Annotated in this window: 23 protein-coding genes; 9 read left to right on the top strand and 14 right to left on the bottom strand. The window is 66.9% G+C overall.

The genetic code is table 11. The features are described 5' to 3' along the window. Positions 1 to 32: 32 nt before the first annotated feature. Positions 33 to 782 carry a hypothetical protein gene (locus tag MEBOL_RS12960; protein WP_095982746.1) on the top strand — a complete coding sequence of 250 codons (750 nt, stop codon included), beginning with the start codon at positions 33 to 35 and terminating at the stop codon, positions 780 to 782. Positions 783 to 795: 13 nt separating this feature from the next. Here MEBOL_RS12960 and MEBOL_RS12965 read toward each other — a convergent pair whose 3' ends face one another. Together MEBOL_RS12965 and MEBOL_RS12970 are read right to left on the bottom strand one after the other, a co-directional pair. Next, positions 796 to 1,320: a hypothetical protein gene (locus MEBOL_RS12965; RefSeq protein ID WP_157774920.1), complete on the bottom strand. Its 525-nt coding sequence runs from the start codon at positions 1,318 to 1,320 to the stop codon at positions 796 to 798. Between the two features lie 686 nt (positions 1,321 to 2,006). Next, complete coding sequence (locus MEBOL_RS12970) at positions 2,007 to 2,513, bottom strand: hypothetical protein (RefSeq protein ID WP_095977729.1); 507 nt, start codon at positions 2,511 to 2,513, stop codon at positions 2,007 to 2,009. A 253-nt stretch (positions 2,514 to 2,766) separates the two neighbouring features. Between MEBOL_RS12970 and tnpC the strand changes: the two genes are divergently transcribed. Both tnpC and MEBOL_RS41080 read left to right on the top strand, forming a co-directional pair. Next, positions 2,767 to 4,227: an IS66 family transposase gene (gene tnpC / locus MEBOL_RS12975; RefSeq protein ID WP_095977357.1), complete on the top strand. Its 1,461-nt coding sequence runs from the start codon at positions 2,767 to 2,769 to the stop codon at positions 4,225 to 4,227. A 632-nt stretch (positions 4,228 to 4,859) separates the two neighbouring features. Further along, on the top strand, positions 4,860 to 5,339 hold the full coding sequence (locus MEBOL_RS41080) for a DUF4126 family protein (protein WP_157774921.1): 480 nt from the start codon (positions 4,860 to 4,862) through the stop codon (positions 5,337 to 5,339). A gap of 77 nt (positions 5,340 to 5,416) precedes the next feature. On the opposite strand, the gene MEBOL_RS12985 is transcribed toward MEBOL_RS41080, so the two are convergent. From MEBOL_RS12985 to MEBOL_RS13010, 6 genes are all read right to left on the bottom strand, one after another. Further along, positions 5,417 to 5,941 (bottom strand): hypothetical protein, encoded by a 525-nt coding sequence (locus MEBOL_RS12985; RefSeq protein WP_095977731.1) that lies wholly within the window; start codon positions 5,939 to 5,941, stop codon positions 5,417 to 5,419. A gap of 4 nt (positions 5,942 to 5,945) precedes the next feature. Then, entirely contained in the window at positions 5,946 to 8,783 is a 2,838-nt protein-coding gene (locus MEBOL_RS12990; RefSeq protein ID WP_095977732.1) for a hypothetical protein, read from the bottom strand. 155 nt (positions 8,784 to 8,938) lie between these two features. After that, a complete protein-coding gene (locus tag MEBOL_RS12995) occupies positions 8,939 to 10,447 on the bottom strand; it encodes a hypothetical protein (RefSeq protein ID WP_157774922.1) in 1,509 nt (502 codons plus the stop codon). An 81-nt stretch (positions 10,448 to 10,528) separates the two neighbouring features. After that, positions 10,529 to 11,701, bottom strand: coding sequence for an ABC transporter permease (locus tag MEBOL_RS13000; protein WP_095977734.1), 1,173 nt, complete (start codon positions 11,699 to 11,701; stop codon positions 10,529 to 10,531). Beyond that, positions 11,698 to 12,432, bottom strand: a complete 735-nt coding sequence (locus MEBOL_RS13005) for an ABC transporter ATP-binding protein (RefSeq protein WP_095977735.1) — start codon at positions 12,430 to 12,432, stop codon at positions 11,698 to 11,700. Before MEBOL_RS13005 ends, MEBOL_RS13000 begins: the two co-directional genes overlap by 4 nt. Beyond that, entirely contained in the window at positions 12,429 to 13,916 is a 1,488-nt protein-coding gene (locus MEBOL_RS13010; RefSeq protein WP_095977736.1) for an alpha/beta hydrolase, read from the bottom strand. The genes MEBOL_RS13005 and MEBOL_RS13010 overlap by 4 nt, the downstream gene beginning before the upstream one ends. A gap of 19 nt (positions 13,917 to 13,935) precedes the next feature. On the opposite strand from MEBOL_RS13010, the gene MEBOL_RS13015 reads away from it, so the two are divergent. The 6 genes from MEBOL_RS13015 to MEBOL_RS13040 all read left to right on the top strand — a co-directional run bounded on the left by MEBOL_RS13015 (position 13,936) and on the right by MEBOL_RS13040 (position 18,671). Then, positions 13,936 to 14,781, top strand: coding sequence for an LEA/WHy family protein (locus MEBOL_RS13015; protein WP_095982747.1), 846 nt, complete (start codon positions 13,936 to 13,938; stop codon positions 14,779 to 14,781). A gap of 112 nt (positions 14,782 to 14,893) precedes the next feature. Next, positions 14,894 to 15,286 carry an aspartate 1-decarboxylase gene (panD, locus tag MEBOL_RS13020; RefSeq protein WP_095977737.1) on the top strand — a complete coding sequence of 131 codons (393 nt, stop codon included), beginning with the start codon at positions 14,894 to 14,896 and terminating at the stop codon, positions 15,284 to 15,286. Positions 15,287 to 15,401: 115 nt separating this feature from the next. Continuing rightward, a complete protein-coding gene (locus MEBOL_RS13025) occupies positions 15,402 to 15,845 on the top strand; it encodes a hypothetical protein (protein ID WP_095977738.1) in 444 nt (147 codons plus the stop codon). Positions 15,846 to 15,871: 26 nt separating this feature from the next. Then, positions 15,872 to 16,489, top strand: coding sequence for an EcsC family protein (locus MEBOL_RS13030; protein WP_095977739.1), 618 nt, complete (start codon positions 15,872 to 15,874; stop codon positions 16,487 to 16,489). A 5-nt stretch (positions 16,490 to 16,494) separates the two neighbouring features. Then, positions 16,495 to 16,995, top strand: coding sequence for a GGDEF domain-containing protein (locus MEBOL_RS13035; protein WP_095977740.1), 501 nt, complete (start codon positions 16,495 to 16,497; stop codon positions 16,993 to 16,995). Positions 16,996 to 17,276: 281 nt separating this feature from the next. Continuing rightward, positions 17,277 to 18,671, top strand: coding sequence for an FHA domain-containing protein (locus tag MEBOL_RS13040; RefSeq protein WP_170115495.1), 1,395 nt, complete (start codon positions 17,277 to 17,279; stop codon positions 18,669 to 18,671). 6 nt (positions 18,672 to 18,677) lie between these two features. Here the strand turns inward: MEBOL_RS13040 and MEBOL_RS13045 are convergent, their stop codons facing one another. The 6 genes from MEBOL_RS13045 to MEBOL_RS13070 form a co-directional block, all read right to left on the bottom strand. Beyond that, positions 18,678 to 20,876: a patatin-like phospholipase domain-containing protein gene (locus MEBOL_RS13045; RefSeq protein ID WP_095977742.1), complete on the bottom strand. Its 2,199-nt coding sequence runs from the start codon at positions 20,874 to 20,876 to the stop codon at positions 18,678 to 18,680. Between the two features lie 134 nt (positions 20,877 to 21,010). Continuing rightward, positions 21,011 to 21,388: a thioredoxin gene (gene trxA, locus MEBOL_RS13050; RefSeq protein ID WP_095977743.1), complete on the bottom strand. Its 378-nt coding sequence runs from the start codon at positions 21,386 to 21,388 to the stop codon at positions 21,011 to 21,013. Positions 21,389 to 21,399: 11 nt separating this feature from the next. Beyond that, the gene (locus MEBOL_RS13055; RefSeq protein ID WP_095977744.1) at positions 21,400 to 21,723 is read right to left on the bottom strand and encodes an FKBP-type peptidyl-prolyl cis-trans isomerase; all 324 of its coding nucleotides are present in this window, start codon (positions 21,721 to 21,723) and stop codon (positions 21,400 to 21,402) included. Between the two features lie 144 nt (positions 21,724 to 21,867). Then, positions 21,868 to 22,845 (bottom strand): outer membrane protein, encoded by a 978-nt coding sequence (locus MEBOL_RS13060; RefSeq protein ID WP_157774923.1) that lies wholly within the window; start codon positions 22,843 to 22,845, stop codon positions 21,868 to 21,870. A gap of 118 nt (positions 22,846 to 22,963) precedes the next feature. Further along, complete coding sequence (gene nadE / locus MEBOL_RS13065) at positions 22,964 to 24,853, bottom strand: NAD(+) synthase (protein WP_095977745.1); 1,890 nt, start codon at positions 24,851 to 24,853, stop codon at positions 22,964 to 22,966. Positions 24,854 to 24,924: 71 nt separating this feature from the next. Then, entirely contained in the window at positions 24,925 to 25,584 is a 660-nt protein-coding gene (locus MEBOL_RS13070; RefSeq protein WP_095977746.1) for an LON peptidase substrate-binding domain-containing protein, read from the bottom strand. Positions 25,585 to 25,677: the final 93 nt, after the last annotated feature.

A 25,677-nucleotide genomic window follows, 5' to 3' on the forward strand; every position in this document is an offset into this window, starting at 1 on the left:
AGTAGGAAGCGAGAACTTCGGGAGGGATGGAGATGAGCGACAACTCGGACTGGAAGGGCCGCCGGATCGGCCCCTATGAAGTGGGCGAGCGTTACCTGGACGTCCCCGAGGACGAAGGCCAGCTCTACGAGGCACACCATGTCGAGACGGGGGAGCCGGCCCTGGTGGTGATGCCGGGAACGGGCGAGGCGTGGCGGACACGCACGCCCTGGAGCGCCCAGACGACGAGCTTCACCGAACCCGAATGCCTCGTGTTGCATCCCGAGCGAGCAGCCCAGACGAAGACGCCCTCCATTCATGAGCTGACCTTGGGCCACATGCGGGTGGCGGGCGCCCTGGCGAGTCTCGATGGCCAGCCAGACGCCCAGGCCCACTTCACGCGCGAGTTCCGGCCTCCGGCACGTCGTCAGGGGATGCGCTGGGGAGCGGCCTGCGCGGGAGTCGCGGTGGTGGCGGGACTCGCGCTGATGCTCTGGCCGCGCGCTCCCGTACAGACTTCACGAGAGGTCAGTGAGCGGATTCAAGCCGCGCTCAAGGAGCCCACCCACTTCGCAGACAGGCAGGACTCCCCACCTATTATTGGGTACGCCATGCCGGAGAAGCCCTTCAAGGAGCAGGCAACGCCGCCTTGCATCCCAGTCGCTGAAGTGGAAATCCGAGGCGGCTGCTGGGTCCCACACAAGCTCGACGCGCCATGCCCAAGCGGATCGGCCGAGTACCAGGGACATTGCTACTACCCCGTCAAGAAGAAGGATCCCCAGCCGCGATCCGTCGAGCCCTGAACAGCACATGCCATCAAGCCCGACGACGTGATGTCTCTTTGGGTGAGCTGACGGAAGCAGGAGGCAGCAGCCCCTTTCGGGCAACTCTCTTTCGAACCGCCACACCAGCGGCGAGTTCTTGCTTCCGGGTCATGTGATTTCGGCGCAAGCGGAGCAACCTGCGCTCGGCCGCCTCCAGCATCTTCCAGCCAAGGGTAGCTTTCGAATGATCGTTGTCGGACGCCCACAGCAGGACGAAATGCGCCGCAGCCGCCTGATCGCTGGCATTCAGATAACCTAGCCGCGATGAGCGGCGCAGTGCCCGGCCCATTTCCGTCCAGCTACATCCCGTTGTGTAAGCGAATAGGAGGATGGAACGAGCGATCAAGCGTTTGATTTGCAGGGACTCCCACTCAAGCTCCACCTGACGCAGCAACTTCCTCTGGAGTGCCAGATACTCGCGCTCTCCCTTCGCGAAGGAGAGCCCCTCTTCCTGGAGGAGCGCGATGTTGAGCTTGTCGAACGCCGTGGCGACCTGCTGCCAGAAGCGCTTGCGCACAGTTTTCATCCAGCTAACCCCGGACACTTCTTCTTGTTCATGCGCAAAGGCCAGAAGCCGAAGCGCATACAGTATCTGTAGCAATCCTGGCATTGACTACCACCGAATGAGCCACCCGGCTTCAAGCCAATCTTCTCGATGCATGCGACATAGTGGGGCAGGCACCTCTTCTCGCGTTCCTCCTGGCTCTCATCCTGGGCTTCGTCTTCCGAGGACTTGAGCCCTGGTGGACCCACGATGAGCGGTTGCGGTGCAGTCGCCCCACACAGCTCGTACTGAGCGGGGTGCTGTTTGAGGCAACAGCTGACCGTGCTGTCCGACTGATTGCACGTTCCGTCGCTCAGCGCCGCATCCGCCCCCACGCACCCTGAAACCAGCAGCATGGCGCAGATGGCGAACCATCGCCGACGCAACGGGACAACCGCGCGGCCAGTTCCCAAGAAGTCCATGTTCCCCCTGCGTGGACTGCCACCGCGTCCTTAGACCCATCCCGCGAGGAACACCATCGAGACCCAGAGCGCTAGGCCCTCACCTTGTACAGTCATCGACAGCGAGCCGTCTCACGGAGGAGCAAACGTCATGAGTCCACCAGTGCGGTGCGTCCTCCGACCCTGACGCGGTGCGCCCGAGGGTGTGAAGAAGGGCCCCGTGCCTCGCTTCCTGGAGACCTGAAATGGCGCACGCCATCAAGCCCGACGACGGGATGCACCTTTGGATGGCCTGACAGATCCAGGAGGCAGCAACCCCTTTCGGGCGACTCGCCGTCTGACGATTTCGCTGCTCTCCAAGCCCTGTCTGCGGGCCGCATGCTTCCGGCGCAGACGGCGGAGCCTGCGCTCCGCCGCCTCCATCAACTCCCAGCCCGCCGAAGCCTTCGTGTGGTCATTGTCAGACGCCCACAGCAAGCTCAGTGCAGCAACACTCAACTGATGGTCCGCGTTCAGGTATCCCAGTCTCAAAACGCGGCGCAATGCTCGCTCATACTCCCCCCACGTGCTCCCAGTGAGATATGCGAATCGAAGAATGGAACGGGCGATCAACCGCTTGATGTGGTGGCGCTCCTTCTCTGTCTCGGCCTGACGCAGCAACTTCTTCTGATAAGCCAGATACTCACGCTCGCCCATTGAGAAGGAGATTGAGTCGTCCTGAATAAGGGCTACGTTGAGCTTGTCGAACCCTCCGGCGACCTGCAACCAGAAACACTTGCGAGAAGGTCTCATCCAGCCAGCCCGGGGCATTTTCTCTTGTTCATGCGCAGAGGCCAGAAACCGTTATCCACGCAGTAGTCGTGGCAATCCTGGCATTGGCTTCCACCAAAAGAACCGCCTGGCTTCAATCCGATTTGTAACCGTTCACCGCATTGGCTTGGTTGAAGAGGAGCCGGGCTAGACGTGACCGGAAAAGTGGTGCTGGACAAGAGGACGTCTGGCGTGGTGTAGCCAGGGCATGGTGGAGGTGGATGCCCGAGACGCACGGATAGCGCAGCTGGAGAAACGGCTGGAGGCAGCGCTGGAGCGTATCGCGCAGTTGGAGGAGGAGAATGAAAGGCTGCGCGAGGAGAATCGATGGCTCAAGGAACGGCTGGGGCTCAACTCGAGCAACTCCTCCAAGCCGCCCTCCTCGGATGCCCCAGGCACTCCGCGCCAGAGCAAGAGGCCCACGGGCCGCCGTCCCGGAGGCCAGCCTGGGCACAAGAAGCATGAGCGCGCGCTGCTGCCGCCCGAGGACGTGCAGCACGTCGTGGAGTTGGTGCCCAGGGAGTGCCGGGGTTGCAAGGGGCGACTGAATGGGCAGGACACCGCGCCCCGGCGTCACCAGGTGGTGGAAGTGCCGCCCCTGTCGGCCATTGTCACCGAGTACCGCTGCCATGCACTGCAATGCCCTGGTTGTGGGGTGGTGACGCGCGGGGAAGTGCCCGTGCACGCGCGCAGCGTCTTTGGTGACCGGCTCACAGCGCTCGCCTCGTTGCTGGTGGGCAAGTACCGCTTGTCCAAGCGACTGGTGAAGGACGCTTTGTCAGACATGTTGGGCGTCGAGTTGTCGGTGGGCAGCGTCAGCAACCTGGAGGGCGAGATGTCGGAGGCACTCGCGCCACCGACGGCCGAAGCCCTCGCCTACGTGCAGACCTCGGAGGCGGTCAACGCCGACGAGACGGGGTTTGCACAGGGACGAGAGGGCGGCCGGGCCGGCCGCGCCTGGCTGTGGGTGGTGGCCACTGCGCTGGTAGTGGTGTTCCACATCGCCAGAAGCCGCGGCGGCAAGGTCGCCCGCCAGTTGCTCGGCGCGGACTTCGCGGGCTTCCTCACCACCGACAGGTGGAGCGCCTACGCGTGGGTGGATGCAGGGCTGCGGCAGCTGTGCTGGGCACACCTCACACGCGACTTCCAGGGTTTCATCGACAGGGGCGGCCGGGGTGGGCGGATAGGCAGAGAGCTCATGCGCGAGCGCAACCGCTTCTTCAAGTGGTACCACCGCGTGCGTGACGGCACCCTGTCACGCGAGCGTTTCGAAGAGCGCATGCGCGGCGTGGAACGCAGAGTCGGCCAACTGCTGCGCGAGGCGGCACTGCGGGCAGAGAAGAAGACGGCCGGCATGGCCCGGGAAATCCTCCAGTGGGAGAAGTGCCTCTGGACGTTTGTCGATGTGCCGGGCCTCGAGCCCACCAACAATTTCGGCGAGCGCTGCATCCGGCACGCCGTCATGTACAGGAAGACGTCCTTCGGCACGCAGAGCGAGGAGGGCAGCCGCTTCGTGGAGCGCATATTCACCGCCACCACCACCCTCAAGCTGCAGGGCCGTGACGTGCTCGCCTTCCTGACCGAGACCCTCGCCGCGCACCGCCGCGGCCTGCGCGGGCCTTCGCTCCTCCCCTCCGCGCCCGAACCTCAGCTCGCGCTCACCGCCTGAGCTGGTGAACGGTTACTCCGATTTTATCGATACACGCGACATAGTGGGGCAGGCATTTTTTCCGCCGCTCTTCTTTGCTCTCTTCCTGTTCCCCTTCTCCCAGGGCGCTGAGCCCCGGTGGGCCCACGATGATCGGTTCCGATGGCGTCGGCGCCGTCACACCACACATTTCATACTGGGCGGGGTGCTGCTTGAGGCAGCAACTGACGGTGCTGTCTGACTGATTGCACGTTCCGTCGTTCAGCACCGCATCAGCCCCCATACAACCCGGAGCCGACAGCAGGGCGCAGATGAAGAACCATCCCTGACGGAGCGGAGCACCTGAGCGGGCAGGACCCGAGAAGCACATGACTCCCCCCTTCGTGGACTTATCGCGTCCCACCCTGGACCCATCTTGCAGAGGACACCATCGGATCGGGGCGAGCGTTCTTCGCCATGTCGGGTCAGCGATACAGAGCCGCCGTACAGGGGGGCAAATGTCATATAGCCGCCATTGTCGTGCGCATCGGGCCACGCCGCGGTGCGCCCGAGGGCAAGCAGCCAGGCGAGCGCGGGTGTGGGGAATGGTCGTTCGCGGGGTTCATCCGCATCCTGTTTGGACGACCAGTGCAGGCAGCCACGAGGGTGGAGACATGAATCGCAGCGACATGGTGACGGCCGCGGGAATGGGTGCGATGGCGGGGATGAGGGCGTTGAGTGCCCCGATGTTCCTGAGCCAGAAACTGTCCGAGGATGGCATCGAGGCGAAGGCGAGCCGCATGGAGACCATCCTCGCCTCGTCCACGATCTCCCGCGTCTTGCCGCTGCTCGCGCTGGGCGAATTCGTGTTCGACAAGATTCCGGGGATGCCCCCGCGCATCGCCCGATCGGGCCTCATCGTGCGCGTCATCTCCGGGGCCTTCGTGGGTGCGGCCGTGGCTCGGCACCAGAAGGTCTCCGTGCTGGGTCTGGCCGTGGTGGGAGCGGCGGCCTCGCTGGCGTCCTCGTTCGCGCTCTACGCGGCCCGCCAGTTCGTCACGGAGCGGTTGCACGTTCCCAACATCGTCGCCGGTTTCCTGGAGGACGCACTCGTCGCATCGGCTGGCACCCGCCTGACCGCGGCGATGGGCTGATCGCCCGCCTTCTTCAACGAACGGCCGTCCACGAGGAGCCAGTCCCGGTGGCTTCTCGTGTTTGAACGGGAACGCGGTCAGCCCTCATCATGCTTGGGCCTTGGCCACTCTCCTTCGACAATAAAGAGCATATGCTCTTGCGCGAATCGTAGGAATGGGAGCAGTGCATCAAGTTCCTTCAACAAGTCGAGGAGCAAAACACGGCGGCTTTTCGTCACCATTCCCCCGTCGGAGTACTGCTCAATACTTGGAGAGGCCTTGAGCAACGCACCTCCCGGCCCGCGCGGACGGCCTTGCTCATCAATGGCCGCACGCAACGCGTCCCGAATCCGCGTGAATCCCTCGATCAGAATAGGAGCGTCATCATCGAGAAACATTCCCTTGGCCTCCGCGGGCGGGCCGAACCAAACAGTATTGAGGCATTCAGTGAGTTCAGACAAGTCGAGGCCAAGCTTCTCTCCAACGAGAAGCCCAACACTCAAAGTGCGCGTTCCCTGCTCAATCCGCCGAGGAATGTTCGGAGGTAATCGAGGGAACTCCACCTCGGTCCCATCCGCGAGGTTTGGCTGGATCAGGGTGAGCGGTGTCCAGATGACTCCCATGGCCTCAGTACTCCGACGTCAGTTGATGTTGCCGCTCGCGCAGCAAGTGGGTGATAGAATCAATGTCTTTGTATGTAAACGACAAATCAGTCATTTCAGCTTTGCCGGGCACATTAGGGAGAATGGTCGACTCAGTGACCCCACTTGGAGCTTCCACCAAACGGCCTGAGAGATTCACCTTGGCTCCAGTACACGCGTCATATCCGGTGATACTGCGGATATGCCCGTAGAGAGTCCGGCCATGCTGTGTCTCGACCAGGACGGGAACCCCTTCATGGTGCGCCCTGAGCGCATCCACAGCCGAACGGTTCTGTTTCACGGCTTCAACCCGAAAGACCTTGGCGTATCTTGAATCCGCCACCTTGACATTCGCTACTCGCGAGTAGTGGAAAACCCCCTCCCGTTCCGTAACAACGAGCACATCGAGTTCCGACGCGACGTCGATCTCGCCATTGCCGCTCTTGACGGGACGAGTCATGCCCCTATCCTCAAACAATAGCCCCTTGAAATGGACACGAGACAAGACGAGCGACCCCGCAGGCGCGGAGGCCATCATGGACTCCAAGGCGAGCCATTCTCCGACCACACCTCGCCAGTTATTTTCGTCTCGACCATCCAGCCAGTCGTTAGACGAAAAGATGCCTCGTTTTTCCAGTCGTTTCGCCACGTCCACCAATCGAGGGTCTGCCTTGACACGAAGACGGCCTTGATGTCTTTCCGCACCCAGCCGCTCTTGTACCGAGCCCTTCTCCACCCTGAGCGCTTGCAATCTACGCCTGACGACTCTCAATGGGCCATGAATCCCAGCACCGGAACTCTTCGAGAACTCCGTGGCAAGTTCCCTGACGAGGTAGCGCTGGATTTTGGGCATGGAGATACCGAACTCCTCGAAGAGTTCACGAACCTCGGGAGTATTCAGCTCCACCTTGACTTCGCGGAGAGCAGGATAGGGCGAGGGCCGTTCCACCAACGTGAGGGGTGCATCCTGACCGAAGCGGACCGTCATGCTCCGCAGCCGAGTGGTGGGCTCCACCGTCTTGCGCACTTCCGCCCCCAAAGCACGGAAGCGGGTCTCCAGGTTGTTGGTCCGTCCCCAGGCATAGCTGTACTGGCGCTCGCCGCCCAGGGGCCGTAGCGCGTCTTGCGCGTTGGAGATGTCCAGCAGCCGCGCGAGCAATTCGGCGCTGGCCTCCTCCGCCAGCCCTGTGGCGCTCGCCCATTCCTCGCGCAACGCCTGAATGTTGGTCCTCGGGTCCTTCTCCACCTCCTCGACGAGCTGAAGGAATTCCGCCTCCAACACTCGCGCCCGGCTCCGAAGGGACTCGACTTCCTTTGGAGTGGGGACTCCCTTGGCTTGGACATCCCGATACGTCGCCTCCACCTTGGCGCGCGCATCCGCGAGGGCTCTGAAGCGAGCGCCATAAGCCCGGGCGAAACGAACGCGCGCTGAGTTCCCACCCAGCCCAGGCAACATCCCCTGGACAACATGAAGGCCCACGACGAGCCCCGTCATCAAGATGATGTTGTGGGCCGTCATCGTCCGCCATTCGTCCTCCGTGGGCCACCTGCCCGAGGAGACACGATGGTGGAGCCCGCCGTAGGCCTGGAGCAGACCGAAGGAACCGCCCTTCTGGAGGGAAGCCTCGGCGAGGGAAGGCAGTCCCCGGTTCCGCACCAGCGCCCGCACGCCCACGCTCAACCCACGCAGGGTGGAGAACAAACCCAGGTTCCACGCCAGGTCCGCCCAGAAGGGAGGAGGCGAAACCTCTCCGGGAATCAGCGCCTGCGCGCCCCGACTCACCGAGGTGAAGGTCAGCGACTCCACGACCACCGTTCCCGCGAAGGACAGGCCCGTCCCAATGCGAGCGGCCCCCAAGGCTCCGGAAACGAGACTTCCCACTCCCGCCGTGGCGACGGACGCGACCAGGGTGACGCCCAGGCTCACCAACAAACGCGAGCCGGACACCACCAGGGGCAGGCCCCTCAGGAACTTGGCGACGTCCGGATCATCGCGATGGCGGCGAACCCGCTCGCGCAACACATCGAGCTTCTCCGCCATCGCTGCGGTCTTCATCTCCCGGCAACGGGTGACGACGCGGCCCACCGACGCATAGGCGGCGGGCAGAACGTTGCCTCCCTTCGTCAGATACTCGTACGCATCCAGGGCCTGCTCCCAATGGCCCATGGCCTCCACGTTGAGTTGAACGCCCTCCGAGAGAATCCGGAGCGCGTGTTCCCACCGAGCAACATCCGCCCCACCACCCTGTCGTGCGTCAGCCAACCGCCGCGCGGTCTGCTCCAGCGTGTCGAGCTTCGGGCGGAGCCAGCCTACCCAGTCCGTGAGTTCTCCTCGGCTCGGCTCCAGGAGCGTGTGACTCGCGGGACGCGAGGCCAGCCGTGCCAGGTCGACGTCCAGGAGCGCTCGCGGAAGTTTCTCAGCGGCGTGCTCCGCTCGAGTGAACATCTCCGCCGTGCTCGGCTCCAGGAGAACCGAAATGGCCTCGATGTAGAGGTCATGGACCTTCTGGAACTCGCGAAGATAGGAGGGCCGTGAGGCCAGACTCCGAGGGTCCGCCGCGAGTTCGTCTCGCTTCCGCGCGAGCGATGCGAGGACCTGTTCGATGTGTTCCAGGAGTTCTTGAGCCAGGACGATGTCCCGGTCGGAAGGTCCATCCAGGGACGTGGCACCCATGGAGGAGCGGGCACGCGCCACCTTACCTCTCGCCCGCCAGATGCTCTTCAAGGCACGCGCGTCGCGGACATTCAGCGCTTCCAGGCGGTGAAGAACCTCCAGCAGCAGACGCAGACCCGTATCTCGCGCACCGTCGTCATCGCTCCTCACGGCGTTGGATGAAACCTGGCTTCCCCACCCCGAATCAGGTCCCCGCATACGGCAGAGGATACGCCGAAGGGCACGCGCACCAAAGGAGGACCCACCCCAGAACGGCCCTCCACGAGAAGCCGACCCCTCGGCTCCCCGTGTTGAACGGGCACGCGTCAGAAGGACAGCCACTGGGCCGCCGAGGTTTCGTCCCCGAAGCTCCAGCTATTGAGGTTGACCGAGGTGGGCACTCCCGTGCCAATCAGGTCCTTGGTCTTCCCGCTGTAGTTCGAGTCCTTGTAGAGCCGGACCCGATGGCCGGGAGGAATGCAGTAGCGGACCGCCGACGCCTTGTCGTTGAAGTTGTCGACGTCGCTGAAGCGAGCCCAGTTCTTCGCATAGCGATCCGCGTAGTCGAAGATGAAGCCCCGATCGCTGAAGTCGGAGTCATCGTAGAAGTCGACGAAGGCCTGATTGATGTCGCTGCCACAGGCGGCATTGGGGAAGATGCTCCGGTATTCCATCATCTTCACGGAGCCCACGGGGCCATCGTCGGCGTGCTCGGTGACGTAGAGCAGGAGGTTGCGATCCTTGTCGACGAACGCGCCGCCCGCCGCGTCGAAGTTGCACTGCCGCGAACCATCGTTGCTGCAATAGAAATGCTTGGACGCGACGTTCCGGATGGTCACGTTGGGAGTGAGCGTGACTTCGTACAGATGGGCGTAGTCATCGCTCACCGCGCCCCACCGCAGCCCTCCGAGCCGGGTGCCAATCAGATACAGCCGACCCTCGGCGCAATCGGTGACGAAATTGAGGCTCTGGAAGGCGCCCCAGTCTCCCAAGGGGATCTCCGGCAAGTACCATGTGTCATACGGCGCCCAGGTGGTGGAGGGAGAGAGCACCGTGCTGGACGAGAGGTAGAACTCGAGAACATTCGCATTCCCCTGGCCAATGACGAGCATGAAGCGTCCGTCCGCGAGCTTCGTCAGGGAAGCGGTCCCCGCGGCGCCGCTGGCGCCATACACGGTGCCGAGCCAGGCCGGGTTGGAGGGATCGCTGTAGTCATAGAGGACCACCTTGCCGTTGCCCGGACCCTCCTCCAGGGGAAGAGCGACGATGTTGCCGGAGGCCTGCAATCCGCCTCCATGCTTGTACCCATCCAGGGCGCCAATCCCAGCCACGACCCGGTCCGCCGAGTGGGGCCACGTGTCCTCCGGCTGGGAGGTGGAGGAGATCAGCCGGTTGGACCGCATGCGCAGACCCGAGGTGTTGCGCGACTCCATGAACACGGAGTGGGCCACATAGGCCGATGAAGCACTCCGTCCATCCCGCTTGGAGATGACGAAGTAGCGGCCCTGACCGCTCTTCAACCGCTGGATGCCCTCGAGGTGATCGCTGCTCGGGTAGGCCAGATTGAGATCGTAACCGCCTGGGTAGAAGCCCAGGATCTCACCGTGGTCCCGCAGGTTGTTGAACGCCGAGACGACACCGTTGACGCACAGGTTGCAGTCCGTGCTGCCCCAATCGCATTGGGTGTATCCCGCGAGCCCGGAGAGCGCGAACGTCCGCTGCTCGAGTTCCCGAGGCTCCTCCTCCCGCGTGTCACATCCCGGCCCGGAGGAGACAACCGCGAGCCCCACCAGGGCCGCCGCCATCTTCCGCCACATCCCCTGTCTCTGATTCACGACATCCTCCCGCGAAATTACCGCTTAACAGGAGAATGCTGTTATTCCTGGATATTTTCAATACTCACACGAGCGAACGCCTCACGAGCGGCCGAAGATGATGCGCTCGTCCGCGAGCAGGCGCGCCGTCCACGCGAGGAACACGAGCGCGAGCGCACCACAGCTCGCGAGGCTCAGCACGAAGGGCAGCGCTCCCAGGGCCTCGCCGCGCATCACCTCCTGCACGATCATCTCCTGGCCCAGCACCGGCACCGCGAACATCCAGGTCTTGCTCTGCACGGGCGAGAGCACCAGCACCATGCCCGGCAGCATGGGCAGGAGCATCAGCACCTGGATGTACGTCTGCGCCTCCTTGAAGGAGCGCGCGAAGGTGGACAAGAGCATCTGCACCGCCGAGGCCATCAGCGCGAGCGGAATCACGCCCGCCCACAGGCCCAGCACCGCCAGCGCGTCCAGCCGCACCTTCACTCCCAGGTCCTGCAACGGCACCCGCGTCATCACCGCCACGAAGCCGAGCAGGCACACCGTGGTCGCCGCCGCCGCGAACACCACCGCCGTCATCCACTTGCCCATCACCAAGGCCTCGCGCCGCACGGGGTTGAGCAACAGCGACTCCAGCGAGCCGCGCTCGCGCTCGCCCGCCATGGCGTCGATGGCCACGTTCATCCCTCCCGAGAACGCCGCGAACACCAGGAAGATGGGAATGATGGTGAGCAGGCTCGCCGCCAGCCGCTCGGGCGTGGACAGGTCCACCTCCTCCACTTGAATAGGCGCGGCCAGCTCCGGCGCCACCCCGCGCGCCAAGAGCCGCTGGGAACCCAGCATTCCCGAGTACGCCCCGAGCAGCTGCCGCACCCGTTGGATCGTCTTGCGCGCCTGGTTGCGCGAGTTGTCCATCACCAGGTGCACCGCCGCCGTGTGGCCCTCGGCGAAGTCCTTGCCGTAGTCCTCGGGGATGATGAGCACCGTGTCCAGCTTGCCCGCCTGGATGAGCGCTTCGTAGTCCTCGGGCGGCTCGGACAGCTTCGCCCCCGAGCGCTCCAGGAAGGCCACGAGGCTCGGCGCGTGCGCGCGGCCCACCACCGGCAATTCCAGCGGTTTGTCCTCGCGGAACCAGGACGCCATCACCGTGAACATCATCCCGAAGAGGAGCGGGCCCATCAGCGTGAAGCCCACCGCGCTCGCCACCGAGCGCCGGTCACGCAGGTGATCCCTCAACTCCTTGCGGAACACCGTGGAGAAGAGCGTCTTCACTGCATCAACCCCTGCTCACTTCCGATGACCGTCACGAAGGCCTCCTCGAGGCTGTCCCTGCCCGTGCGCGCGCGCAGCTCGTCCGGGGTGCCGTCCGCAACCACCCTCCCCCGCGCCACCACCACGATGCGATCGCACAGCGCCGCCACCTCCTGCATCACGTGGCTGGAGAACACGATGCAGTGGCCCTGCTCGCGCAGCCGCTGGATGAGCGTGCGCACCGCGCGGGTGCTCATCACGTCCAGGCCGTTGGTGGGCTCGTCCAAGAGCACGTTGCGAGGCCCGTGCACCAGCGCCCGCGCCAGCGCCACCTTCATGCGCTCGCCCTGACTGAAGCCCTCGGTCCGCCGGTCCGCGATGTCCTTCATGTCCAGCAGCTCCACCAGCTCGCCGATGCGCTGGTCGAGCGCCGCGCCGGACAGGCCGTGCAGCTCGCCCGCGTAGCGCACGTGCTCGCGCGCGGTGAGACGCGGATAGAGGCCGCGCGCGTCCGGCAGCACGCCAATGGCCTGGCGCACTTCCAGGGGGCGCTCGGCCACGTCCAGCCCATCCACCCGGGCGCTGCCCTTGTCGGGGCGGATGAGCGTGTAGAGCATCCGCAGCGTGGTCGTCTTGCCGGCGCCGTTGGGCCCGAGCAGTCCCGTCACCACGCCGTCCTCGGCACGGAAGGTGACATCCTCCACGGCCGTCACCTGGCCAAAGCGCTTGTGCAGGTTCGTCACGTCGATCATGGCACCGGCCCCGCGAAGGAGGTGAAGAAGGGAGGACGCACGAGGCCCTGGCCACACTTGGACTCGAGCCCCTCCAAGGTCCCGCGCTGCACGAAGTCCGCCATCAACGACCGCGCGCACCCGATGGAGCTGGTGCCGTGGCCCACCCCCGGCAGCACCACGTGCAGGCTGTGGCTCAGGGTCTTCTTCGCGTCCTCGGCCCACGAGGGCGGCGTCACGGGATCCAACTCCCCGGACAAGAGCAGCACGGGCACGTCCGACTTCACCGGCTCGCGGTAGCCCTCGGGCACGGTGCCGCGCGGCCAGAACTCGCACGGCCGGAGCATGTCGCGCAGGGCGCGCTCGCCCAACCAGGTGTTCTGGCTCTCGCGGGTGATGGCCTCGTCGGAGATGAGGGGCGCGTCCTCGGTGCACACGACGGACAGGAACATGCCCTGGGCCATGTTGTTGTCGTAGCCCCCCATCATGTTCGTGTGGATGGCGACGAAGGGCCGCCAATCCCCCTGGGTGGCCCGATCGAGGATGAGTGGCACCATCGCCGCCGCCTCGGGGGCGTAGAGCAATCCCCGCAGCGCCGCGGTGACCCCCGCGTGGGTGAGTGTCACGTCCTCGGAGGCGCCGGAGAGCGGATGGTCCACCCGGGTCTTCAGGGGCTCGCGCCGCAACCGCTCGAGCAGTTCCTGGAAGCGGCCACGCAGGCCCGGGTAGCGCTTCGTGCACACCACGTCCTCTTCACAACTCGCGAAGAGCAGGTCCATCGAGCGCTGGCTGTCCCGCCCCACGTACAGGGGGAGCAGGAGGGACATGGGCGCCACGCCGTCGAGGATGACGGTGCGCACGTGCTCCGGGTGCTGGCGCAGGTACACCAGCGCGGCACGCGTGCCGTAGGACACGCCCCACAGGTTGAGCGTCTGGTAGCCGAGCGCCTGGCGCACCTCGTCCAGGTCGTCCATGGCGATGGGCGTGGTGTACAGCCGCACGTCCGCGTCGTAGCCCGCGAGGCAGTCGCGGAACGCCTGTTCCGGGAAGGTGTCGTCGAACTGCACGGAGAGCGGCGCATCCGGGGACACGGTCTCGCAGGTGAGCGGCCTGGAGTCGCCGGTGCCCCGCTGATCCACGAAGACGAGGTCGCGCTGGCGTTGGATGCGCTCGAGCAGGGGCATCACCTGCCGGGCCAGCTTCGCCGCGCCCTGTCCGGGCCCTCCGGCCAGGAGCACCAGCGGGTCTGGCTGAGGCGAGGAGGCGAGCGCGGGCACCACGACGACCTTCAGGGGCACCTTGCGCCCCTGCCTGGCCACCCGGTCCTCCCACACCTCCAGGGTGCCACACAGCGCCTGGCGCCCCACACCTTCCAACCGGCACGGGGTGAGCGGCAGGGTGCGCACGGGCTCGGGCTCCGAGCTTCGCTTGCACGCGGGCAGCCATAGTAGGACGCACAGCAGCGCGGGCCACCACCGGAATTCGTACGGTTTCAAGGTGCTCAAGACTTACCATCTCCCTCCCATGATCATGAAGACGAACCGCTCGCGTCTCCTCCTCGCCGCCACCTGTCTGCTCCTGCTCTCCGGCTGCGCCGCGCTGCAGAGCCTCTTCAAGCAGGCCTTCAAGAAGCCCCGCTTCACCTTCAAGACGGCGCGCCTGTCCCAGGCCTCGCTCTCCGACGCCACCGTCGACCTCGTCTACCAGCTCGACAACCCCAACCCCCTCGGGCTGAGCCTCGCCTCGGTGAACTACGCCTTCTTCGTCGAGGACAAGCAGGTGGTGGCCGGCACGCCGCCCAAGGGGCTCAACATCGCCGCCAAGGGCAAGTCGGACCTCGTCTTCCCCGCCAACGTGCGCTTCGCGGACCTGGTGCCCGTGGTGTCCACGTTCCTCAACAAGGACGCCGCCCGCTACAAGGCCCAGGGTTCCATCGGCGTGAAGACACCGATCGGCGTCATCAACTTCCCTCTCTCGCACGAGGGCACCTTCGAGGTTCCCAAGATTCCCCAGGTGCAGTTCAACGCCCCCCGCGTCTCCAATGTCACCTTGCAGGGCGCCACGGTGGAGTTCCCCCTCGTGGTGAAGAACCGCAACAGCTTCGCGCTGCCGGTGGCGGGCATCACCGGCGCCATGAAGATCGCCGGCGCCAACGTGGGCAACCTCTCCACGGGCAACCTCGGCCTGCTGGAGCCCGGCGCCACGCGGGAAATCAAACTGCCGCTGAACATCAACTTCGCCAGCGCCCTGTCCGCGGCGAACGCCCTGCGCTCCGGCGGCAATGCCCAGGTGAAGATGGACGGCCAGCTCACGTCGGGGACCCAGAAACTGCCACTGGATATCTCTCAACTCCTGAATTTCCAGCGCTGACAGGGGGCAGGGGGGGATGTTGGCGAGCAGGCGAGCGCGCCATTGACCGTTGTCCCCTGGCGCGCCACTCGTTACGGTTGCGCCGCAATCTTCCGGGAACCCCGACATCCCCATGCGCCGAATCCTCTTCAAGTCCAAGATCCACCGCGCGACCGTCACCCAGGCCGACCTGGATTACGAAGGCTCGGTCACCATCGATCAGAACCTGCTGCGCGCCGCCGACATCCTCCCCTTCGAGAAGGTGGCGGTGTGGAACGTGACGCAGGGCACCCGCCTGGAGACGTACGCCCTGGAAGGCGAGGCGGGCAGCGGCGTCATCTGCATCAACGGCGCGGCGGCGCACCTGAACAAGCCCGGTGACCTGGTCATCATCGCCACGTTCGCCGAGGTGGAGGAGCAGGAGGCGCGCCACTGGAAGCCCACGGTGGTGTTCGTGGACGCCGCCAACCGCATCGTGCCCGGCATCCAGGAAGAGATTCCGGGCCCGGCGCGGCGCATCGCCTGAGTCCCGGCGCGCCCCCACCGCTTTACGCTCCCGCCCGGGCTTGCCATGCTCGGCGCTCACACTCCCTCCCCGAGGGAGCGCGGGGCGCCTCGAGTGCCCCGGAGGCGAGGACACGATGAAGTCGATGTGCGCATATGCGGGCCTGCTATGGGTGTTGGCGGGCTGTGGTACCGGCCGGGAGGCCTTCCGGCCCAACCCCAACGACGAGGACGTGTTCGTGGGCGCCATCCCGATCGTGCGCACCCCGGTGCGCGAGCGGTGTGCCCAGCATGGGCGCTCGTCGGCGCGGGAGGCCTGTGACGAGGCCCGCTACCTGGGCACCGAGTACACCCGGCGGCTGGCCGTGGGCGACGAGGTGTGCCTGGAGGGCGGCTATGGCGACGAGCCGGGCGGGGCCTGCAAGGCCCGGGCGGCGGTCATCGACACGGCGCCCAATCAAATCAAGCTCGAGGTGCGCACGGCCAAACCGGACTCGCGCTGGTTCAACTCCGAAATGCGTCACGCCTGGTACGAAGAAGGCGCGCTGGTGGACCTGTACCTCGCGGAGCGGGGTTACTAGGGGTTACTCGAGGGGAGGAGGTACCCATGGCGTTCTACGATCCCATCACCGACACGGTGAAGAAGCTCACCCCGGCGGAACTCAAGAAGCTGGCGGACACGAAGCTGACGGACCTGGTGCAGCAGGAGGTGCCGCGCTCGCGCAAGCGGGTGTTGGAGATCGAGCAGAACTACCCCTCGGCGAAGATCCGCGAGCGGGCCCAGCGGCTCATCGACGAGAAGAAGCACGTGGCGAGCATGACGGGCGGCGTCTTCGGCGCGCTGGGGCTCGTGGGCCTGCCCATGGATCTCACGGTGATGGCCTGGCTGCAGCTCACCCTGCTCGTGGACCTGGCCACGCTCTACAAGGTGAACCTCAAGAGTGCCCGGGCGAGCAACGAACTGCTCGACCTGTACGGGTACACGACGGGGGTGGGACCCATGCAGCGCTCGGGGCCCCGGGTGCTCGGCAAGGTGGCCGAGGTGCTGCTCAAGAAGGGGGGCATGCAGACGCTGGGGCGGGCGATGCCGCTCGTGGCGAGTCCCGTGACGGCCTACCTGAACAACAAGCACATCCAGAAGGTGGGCGAGCACGCGGTGCGCTTCTACGAGGGCTTCGACAAGGCGCACGCCAAGACGCGCGCCGCCTCGAGCAAGACGGGCTGAGCCACATGAGCGAGCGTGCCCCCCAGGTGTGTCCCCGGACGGGCGCGTACCTGCGCCCGCACTTCGAGGCCCTGCTGGTCCAGGGCGTCTCGGACGCGCACCAGGCCCGGATGCCGCTCACGCTCCTGTGGTTGGACCTGGACGAGACCCAGGAGGGCAACGACACACACGGCCGCGAGGCCATGGACATGGCCCTGAGCGCGTTGGTGGACGAGCTCGCCGCGGAGCTGGACGGGCGCGGGCCCATTGGACGCGTGGAGGGGGACGCCTTCGCGGCGAGCCTCTACGCGGTGACCGGAGACATGGGCGCGCGGCTCGCCGAGCGGGTGCGGCGCCGGTTCGCGGCCCGGCGCTTCGACTCGGAGGAAGGGCGCTTCCAGTGCACGGTGTCGGTGGGCGTCGCGACGCTGCGCCCCCACGAGCCCTACGGCAACCTGATGGACGCGGCCGAGGCGGCGTGCCTCCAGGCGAAGCAGGCCGGGCGCGATCGGGTGGTGGCGAGGTAGGCCCCGCGGGCGCTCGGACAGGCCACCCCGAAGCCGCGTCACCGATGTCAGACCGAGGAAAGACGCTTCCGCTCGTCATGTTCACCTGGGGTCCGCGTCCCTGACCCGGACCGGTAGCGGTACTGATAGCCGTCGGAGGCGGAGCGCGGCCCCCGTCGGAGAAGCACGGCTGGAAGCCTTTGACGTCACGGTACGAACCTGGGAAATCGCTGCTGGCATGGGTCGTGCTTGGAAGTCGCGGCGGCAGCCGGATGAACTGGCCCTCCTACCCAGGAGCACGCGTGTTCAACATCACTGTCGGGCTCATCGGAGATCGCAACACCCAGACGGGAACCCTGGCGGCGAGGGAAATCGCCATCGGGAGGGATCCCGCGAACGATCTCGTTCTCGATAACGGGAGCGTCTCTCGCACCCACTGCCGCCTGGTCGCCATTGAAGGAGCCACCATCGTGTTGGACGAGAATTCGAAGAACGGAACCTGGCTCAACGGCAAGCCGGTGGACCACCCCTGCGTCGTCAAGTTCGAGGACGAGCTGGTCATCGGGCCCTACACCTTGAGGGTCCAGTCGCTCGTGGGTCAGAACACGGCCGGGGAGAAGGGGTGGGGGGTGCAGATCAACCCAGGCACGGAATCCAACACGGTGTCGTCGCGGGAGGGCACGGCCCTGTCGCGGGGCCTGTCGACGCTGGAGCAACGGCGCCAGGAGCTGCGCTGGCTCATGCGCGAGCCGACCGCCCACCCGCGCGTGGACGAGCTGTTGAAGGCGGCCCTGAGGGACGCGGACCTGGAAGTGCGCATGACGGGGGCCCTGGCGGCGGCGCGGCTGCGCGCGCGCGAGGTGCTGCCGCTCCTGCAAGCCTCGGACACCCCCACCCTGTTGCAGGAGGTGGACGAGCCGCGCGAGCGCCGTTTCCTGGAGCAGCTCTGGTACGGGGTCATTCGCTACCTCCAGGAGCGCCGTAACCCCAGCGACACGGTGCCCGGGAGGGATCCGCTCAAGCCGCTGTGGCTCCTGCTGGTGGGGAATCTGCCGGTGACGGACGCGGCGTCGCTGCTGCTGCACGCGCTCAGCACGCCGCTGGAGGCGGGTCCGGGCCCGGAGCGGTTGCCCCCCGGGGTGGTGGAGCAGGACGGGCAGTATTACCTGGGGCGCTCGGGGCTGCCGCTGCAGTGGGTGGCTCCCGTGGAGCACCTGCTGGGCGCGCCACCGAGCCGCCGGGTGCGCTCGCCGGGCTTCTTCATGGCCCGGGCCCCCGTGGATCGCCCCCTGGCCCGGTGGATGAGTCAACCGCAACCCGGGCGTGTCGCGCTTGACCATGAGCAGGTGTGGTTGGGTTCCTACAAGGAGGCCCTGCGCCTGTGTGCGCAACTCTCCCAGGTGGAGGGCGCGAACCTGCGTCTCCCCACCGCGGATGAGTGGGAGATGGCGGCACGCGGCACGGATGGGCGGCGCTATCCGTGGGGAAACATGCCCCAGGACAACTGGGAGGAGTGCCCCTCGCCGTGGGGGGTGGACTACCTGGTGGGGGACGTGCCCGAGTGGACGTTCGATCCCGAGAGCGACGCGCAGCTGCTGCGCGGCGGCGTGGAGGCCCGCACCTGGGTGCGCCACCCCGTCTACCCCGGCGAGGAGGAGTTCGCCGCGGCGCTCCGGCCCATCATCCCCTGCGGATGAGCTGGCTCACGGCAGCTCGTCACGCTGCCCGGGACATAGCCCGTGTTGCCGGGCATGGGCCTGGGCTCCCGGGCTCGCGGTGAGCCATTCGCGCACCGCGGCCACCTGGGCGGCCAGCGTGGGGCTTTCCGCCGCGTACCGCAGTTGCGCGGTGTCACGCGCCGTGAGGGCCCAGCTCAAGGGCGCCGTCTCGCTGAACTCGAAGGTGGCCGTGGTGAAGAAGCACGGCTGGTCGACGTTGAGTTCGTCCTGCACGAGGCTCAGCAGCTCGTCGTTGCGGAACGACATGCTGGACTCGCGCGCCCGGAGCACGGCTTCCACCGGGGAGGTCAGCCCACCGCCTCGCGGCAGTTCCTCCCACCCCGTGGGCAGCGTCGTGCGCTGGCCATTGCCCAGGTGATCCCGGATCTGGATGAGCACCACCCCGGACGTGCAGGCGTGGATCCACGCGCGGTGGGCGTGCAGCCACATGGCCGCCAGATCCACTCCGTAGTTGTCGTAGTAGCCCGCGTCCACCACCCGCACGCTGGGCGCCGTGGGCAGGGTGCTCGCCGGGCTCATGTAGGGAAATGAAGCGCTCATGCGCGCCGCCGTGGCCACCGCGAAGCGCGACTGGGTGTGCGGGAAGAGCTGGAAGAGCTGCACGCCCGACAACGACAACCGCGACCGGGGCCCGGCCGGACGCGTGCTCCCGCCAGGCTCCACGGTCAGAAGACTCGCCTCCGACGCGGTGAGGGGAGACAAGTCCAGGTTGCTCACCAGCAGCCGCCGTCCGTCCTCCACCAGCATCGGCGAGTACACCAGCGACGGCAGCCATCCGGCCGCTTCACCGGGGCGAAGGGCCTCGAAGGAGCGCCCGAGGAGGCCTTTCGTGTTCTCCACCCAGACCCGCTCCAACGCGCGCCCCCGGTCCTCGCCAAAGGGCAGGAGCAGCGCGATCGCCGCCGCCGAGAGACTGTCGCGCTGCATCATCTCGGGGAGGATCGCCGGCTCCGGCAGGCCGTCGGGCCCGAGCCCCGCCACCCAGGTGCCCGCCCCCACCATGCCTCCCGAGGCGCCCGTGACCAGACGCACGTAGCGGTGGAAGCTGGGCACGCCCTGGGGGCCTTGCAGCCGTGAGAGCACATGCGCCGTCCACGCCGCCGCGCGGATGCCGCCTCCGCTCGTCGCCACCAGCGCCAGACGGGGTTTGGCACCCGCCTCCCCGCAGCGCAGCGCCATCTCCGGAACCGCCTCGTCCGGCGCGCGCCACGGCGCACCGGCGGGAGGCGACTCCCACATGCCCGCGAGCCATGCCTCGAGCGTCTCCTCATCGCCCAGCAGGCCTGCTTCGCGCGCCGGGCCGATGCTCGTGCCCGCGTAGGCGGGCGCTCGGGGTTGGGTCAGCTCGTCGTAGACGGAGACATCCGCGCACGCGCGCCCGATGAACAACACCCCCACCCCCATCAGGAGGAAGGTGCCCGTGTAGCGCTCGACGAAGAAGAAGCGCACGGCACCGTAGACGGCGCCCACCAGACCCATCGCCACGCAGATGACCACCGCCGGCGAGACCCACCCCGGATAGCCCGTGAGGGCCACGGTCATGGCCACGATCAGGTAGCCCGCCACGAAGAGCGCCAGCAGCCAGGCCTGCAACACGTGCAGCACGAGGATGTGGGTGGAGCGCCGGCGAAAGAGCAGGGCCTTGATGCGCCGCAGCCGGCGGTGCTGACGCCACCCGGCCGCGCTCCAGCGTTGCAACCACTCGGTGCCCCGGGTGATGAGCAGCATCGCGCCCAGCGCGGCCAGCACGCCGAAGAGGAAGGCGAAGTAGCGCCGGATGAAGACCGGGACACACAACACCCCGAGCAGGAGCGGATAGGTGCCGGTGCGGAACAGGTACCAACCCAGGGTGGGCGGCACCCGCCCGCGCTTGCCCGGCCGCGCGGCCAGGGCCCATTTCTCGTCCGCGTCCAACAGGTAGCCGACGAAGCACAACTGGCCGAGCAGCATCGCCGCCATGAACCCCGCGATGAACGTCACCCGGGGCACGTCATGGAAGAAGAGGCTCGACAGGCCCAGCACGTCGAACACGCCCCACACCATGCACAGCACCAGCACCTGGAGCCCCAGCAGAAACGGACTGCGGCTCAGCCACTCCACGAAGGGACGCAGGGGCTGTGCCGTCTTGCCCCGCCACCAGTCGCGCACGCGGACCCACGCCATGGCCCGAGCCTGCACCAGAATCCCCTTCCGCGCACGGGGGGGTGTTCAGAGGAGGAGGAGGCGGGCCCCGCGCTCGGGCCACGGCCTCCGTGCTCAACCCTCCCCGGGCTCCGTCAGCGCCCGGAGCGTGAGGCTCAGGCCTTGGGTTCCGCGGCCCGCTTCGACTCGATTTCCTTGCGGACCTCGTCCATGTTCACCGCGCGGGCCTGACTGATGAGTTCATCCAGGGCCGCCGCCGGCAGGGCGCCAGGCTGCGCGAACAGCATCACGCCATCCCTGAAGAGCATCAACGTGGGGATGGAGCGGATCTCGAAGGCGCCCGACAGCTCCGGTTGCGCGTCGGTATCGATCTTCCCGAAGGTGATGTCCGGGTGCTTGTCGGATGCCTTCTCGAAGGTGGGCGCGAAGGAGCGACAGGGGCCGCACCAGGTGGCCCACCAGTCGAGCAACACGATGCCCTGCTTGGAGACCGTCTCCTTGAAGTTGTCCTTGGTGATTTCTTGAGTGGCCATGGGGGGATCTCCTAACGGACTTCCAACAGTTCCACTTCGAAATGGAGCGTGGAGTTGGGGGGAATCACGGGGGGGAAACCCCGGGCACCATACCCCTGCTCCGGGGGGATGGTGAGCTTGCGCACACCGCCGACCTTCATGCCGGCAACGCCCTTGTCCCAGCCTTCGATGACCTGACCGGCGCCCAGACGGAAGGTAAAGCCCTGTCCGCGATCCCGGCTGCTGTCGAACTTCGAGCCGGAGGTGAGCGTGCCCACATAGTGAACCGTCACCGACTTGCCCGGGGTGGCCTCGGCACCGGTGCCGACCTTCACGTCCTCTGTCTTCAAACTCATGCGACCTTCTCCTGGAGAAAAGGCGTCCACCTTAATGCCCCCGGTCCGCGCGCGCCGCATCCGGAAGAGGGGAAAAAAGCACGGCGCGGTGCCCAGCCGAGGCACCGCGCCGCGTAATGTCCTGCCCTCATCACATCCTGGGGACTAGAAGGTACCACCCAGGTTGATGGTGCCGGTGTAACGACCCGTCCACGTGTCGTTCTCCACGGTGGGGGAGAAGTCGTTGTTCACGAGGAAGTTGTAGTTGACGCGCGCGTCGGCGGTGAAATCACCGATGTGCGTGCGCAGACCGGCGCCCACCGGGACGTTGGCGTTGGTGTCGCTGCGGAAGCCCAGCGTCTCGCCGTTGCGGACGTTGTAGCGGTTGAGGCCGATGCCGCCGAGCAGGTAGGGCTGCACGGGAGAGGCCGTCAGACCCAGGGTGAGGGCCGCCTGGCCGCCGTTGCGGATGATGTCCGGGCCGCTGCCGCCCGCGTCCTCGCGCAGGTTGTTGACCGCGCCGGAGTAGCCGAGCTCGAGGCCGACCACCTTGGAGGGCTTGAGCGCCGCCGTCACGCCCACCGCCGCGCCGGGACGAACCTCGGGAGCGAGGCCGCCGGTGTAGCCCTCGACACCGCCGCCGATGAGCAACGTCAGGCCGCGCATGTCACCCTTGCGCTGTCCCTGGTCCTTCGTCTGCTTCTCGGGCTCACGCCACCGCTCGCTCTCCTTCACGTCGTAGCCGGAGCCACCCACGGCGCCCTGATCGAAGTCACGCTGCAGCGAGGACTGCTCGTGCACGGGCGGAGGCGGCAGGGGCGCGGGCTCCTGCAGGCCCGCGCCCCCCGTCCCTTGGACCGGGGTGCAGTAGAGCGTCTGGCCCTGGGCGGCCGCGGGCGGCGGAGCCACCGGGCCCGAGCCTCCAATGCCCTGCATGTGCGCGTCGGGAGGAGGCGACACCTGCTCGGGCGGCAGCAGGGGCGTCTCATCCCGCTGGCCGTTCTGCAGGTTCGTTCCTCCGAGGTTGTCGGGTGACTGCTGCTGGATGTCACCCTGGAGCGGGTCCTTCGCAACGTCCTGAGCCACCGCGGCCCCGCTGTAGAAGAGCGCCGTCACGAGTCCCGCCAGAATCTTGCCTTTCATCCGAACCTCCAACCGTCGTGTGGGTGACGGGAAGTTCGTTCCCCAGGAGACACCCGGCAAGACGCCGCGAGGGTCGGGGGCCCTGGGCCGAGCCCCACCTCGGAAGGCGTGCGGCCAGTCAGTCGCGCGTCCAATCGCTGCTGGTGACGACGGGCAATTGCAGCGCGCGTTCGCGATCCAGGTCCAGGTTGCCGATGTGCAGGGACAGCGGGGCCTGCACCCACTTGTAGATGGACTGGAGGAAGAGCCGGGAGAACTTCTCCACATAGCCCTTGAGCCGCGCGGACTCCACCTGGGGGAACATGACCGCGAGCGCGTCGAACATCTCCGAGGGCACCAGCTTCTCGCCCGCGAAGAGGAAGAAGCACGCGTCGAGGATGGGGAAGGGCATCAACTCCTCCTCGCCCACCTGATTGTGCGCCAGCTCCGGCCCGGCCGGCTTGGCCAGCACCTTGCGGATGCCCTCGTAGCCGGTCTGCTCCAGCAGGTAGTCCAGCAGGTACATGACGACCGTCTTGGGCACGTTGGCGATGACGGCGAGCGCGCCCATCAGGTCTCCACCGATGGTGGTGTAGCCCACGGCGCGCTCACTCATGTTGCCCGTCTGCAGGAAGAGTCCGCCGCTCGAGTTGGACCAGTTCCACATGCGCTGGGCCCGCAGGCGCGCCTGGATGTTCTGCTCGGTGATGGGGGTCACCTCGCCGCCGCCGAGCATGGTGCGCGCGATCTCCATCTCCCGGTCGAACGCCTCCTCAATGGGCACCACCTGGAAGGGCACGCCCAGCTCGCGGGCGATGGTCTCCGCGGCGTCGCGCGTGGCGTCGCTGGAATAGCGGCTGGGCATGTAGAAGGCGCGCAGGAGGCCGCCAGGATTCTCCGGCCGCGCGCGCTTCGCGTAGCGGTGGGCGATGAGCAGGGTGAGCAGCGAATCCCGGCCACCGGACAGGGCGATGCCCATCACCTTGAAGGCGCGCGTCTTCTCGAAATAGTCGCCCACGCCCAGGGAGAGCGCGTCGAGGATGTCCTCGCACAACGCCTCGCGGCCGGAGCGGCGCGTATCGGGCGAGGGCAAGAAGAAGCTGCCGTGCGCGGGCACCGGGTAGCGCAGGCCCTCGCGCCGGGTGGTCACCACCTGGGTGCAGTCGAGGATGGGCACGCGAAGGCCATTGGCGTGCACCCACGCCTCGTGGTCGCTTCTCCAGGTGGTGTTCTCCGTGCGCAGGCGCAGCGTGCGGTCCAGGTCCACCACGGCCGTGAAGTAGCCCTGACGGAAGCGGGGCTCCTCGGCCACGGGCTTGCCGTTCTGGTTGATGTAGCCCCCGCCGTCGAAGATGAGGCCGTCATTGCTGCCCAGCGCGTTGGAGTAGGCGATGGTGCATTGGAAGTCCGCGGCGCGCGTGGCGATCTGCTCGCGCCGGGAGTCCGACTGGCCCACGCGGAAGGGAGACGCGGACAGATTCACCACCAGCTCGGCGCCCGAATAGGTGCGCCGGCGCATGGGCCCATCCGGACTCCAGATGTCCTCGCACACCTCCGCGGCGAGCACGCCGAAGTCGAAGCGGAAGAGCAGGTCGCCCAGGGGAACGCCCCGGTACGTCTCGCGCATGCCGGGGGTGCCGCGCGAGAACGTGCGCCCATCGTAGAAGATGCCGTAGGTGGGCAGCTTCTCCTTGGGCACGAGCCCGAGCACCCGGCCGCCCGCGACGATGGCCGCGCAGTTGTAGCGCAGGCCCTGGTGCGCCACCGCCACGCCGAGCACGAACACGGTGGCGAAGGAGGCCGTCTCCCGGGCGAAGCGCTCGAGCTGGGGCCACTGGTTCTCGACGAAGCCGCGCCACTGCACCAGGTCCTCGGGCGGATAGCCGCCGATGAGGGCTTCCTGGAAGACGCCCACGGTGACGTCCTCGGCGGCCATCTGGCGCGCCTGCTCGAGCGCCCGGTCCACGTTACGGGCGAAGGCGCCCACGGTGACATTGACGCTGGCGAGCCCCATCTTCACGAGCCGCATGGAACGCTTTCCTCCCGGGCAATACGTTGTGGCGCGCTAGCAGACGCGCGGCGAGCCCGGCACGCAAGCGCCTAATTCAAGGGCCCCACCGGCTTGACGGGACTCAGACGGGCGACGAGCTCGCCCACATCCTCCATCACCGCCTCCAGCCGCGCGCGCACGTCCAACTCACACAGCAGCTCCTGGCGCCGCTCGGGCTCGGGCACGACGGCCGCGGCCACCACGTCCGCCAGGGCGCCGCCCTGCGAGCGCGCCGCCACCGGCAGCAGGTTCTCCGCGAAGGAAGCGGGCACCCGTCCGGCCAGTTCGAAGACGGCCTGGCGCAGCCGCTCCTCCTCGGGGCCGTGGTAGACCGCGTCCGGCAGGGGCTGGACACGCACCTCGCGATAGGGCTTGTCGGGTGGCAGCTCCGCGAGCAGCCGGGCACGGCAGACGCCCTGCAGGAGGATGTTGTAGCGCCCGTCGGGCAGCTCCTCGTGCCAGATGATGAGTCCAGCACACAACATGGGCTGCATGGGAGGCCGCTCGCCGTACTGCCCCTCCCACCCCGCCTCCAACTGGGCGAGCGCCATCACCTTGTCCCCCTCGAGCGCGGCCTTCACGAGCGCCCGGTAGCGCGGCTCGAAGATGTGCAGGGGCAGGACGGCATGGGGGAAGAGCACCGCGGAGGGCAGCGGGAAGACCTTCAGGGCCTGGGTGGTACGCTCGATGCGTTCGAGGGCCGTCGTCATGAGCGGGCACCGTAACCGGTCCGGCACACGGGGCGGAAGTGACGCCTCCCCCAGGAGTCATGCAGGCGTCAGCCCGGGGCCGGATGGCTGATA

The sequence above is a fragment of the Melittangium boletus DSM 14713 genome, from assembly GCF_002305855.1.
Lineage (GTDB): Bacteria > Myxococcota > Myxococcia > Myxococcales > Myxococcaceae > Cystobacter > Cystobacter boletus.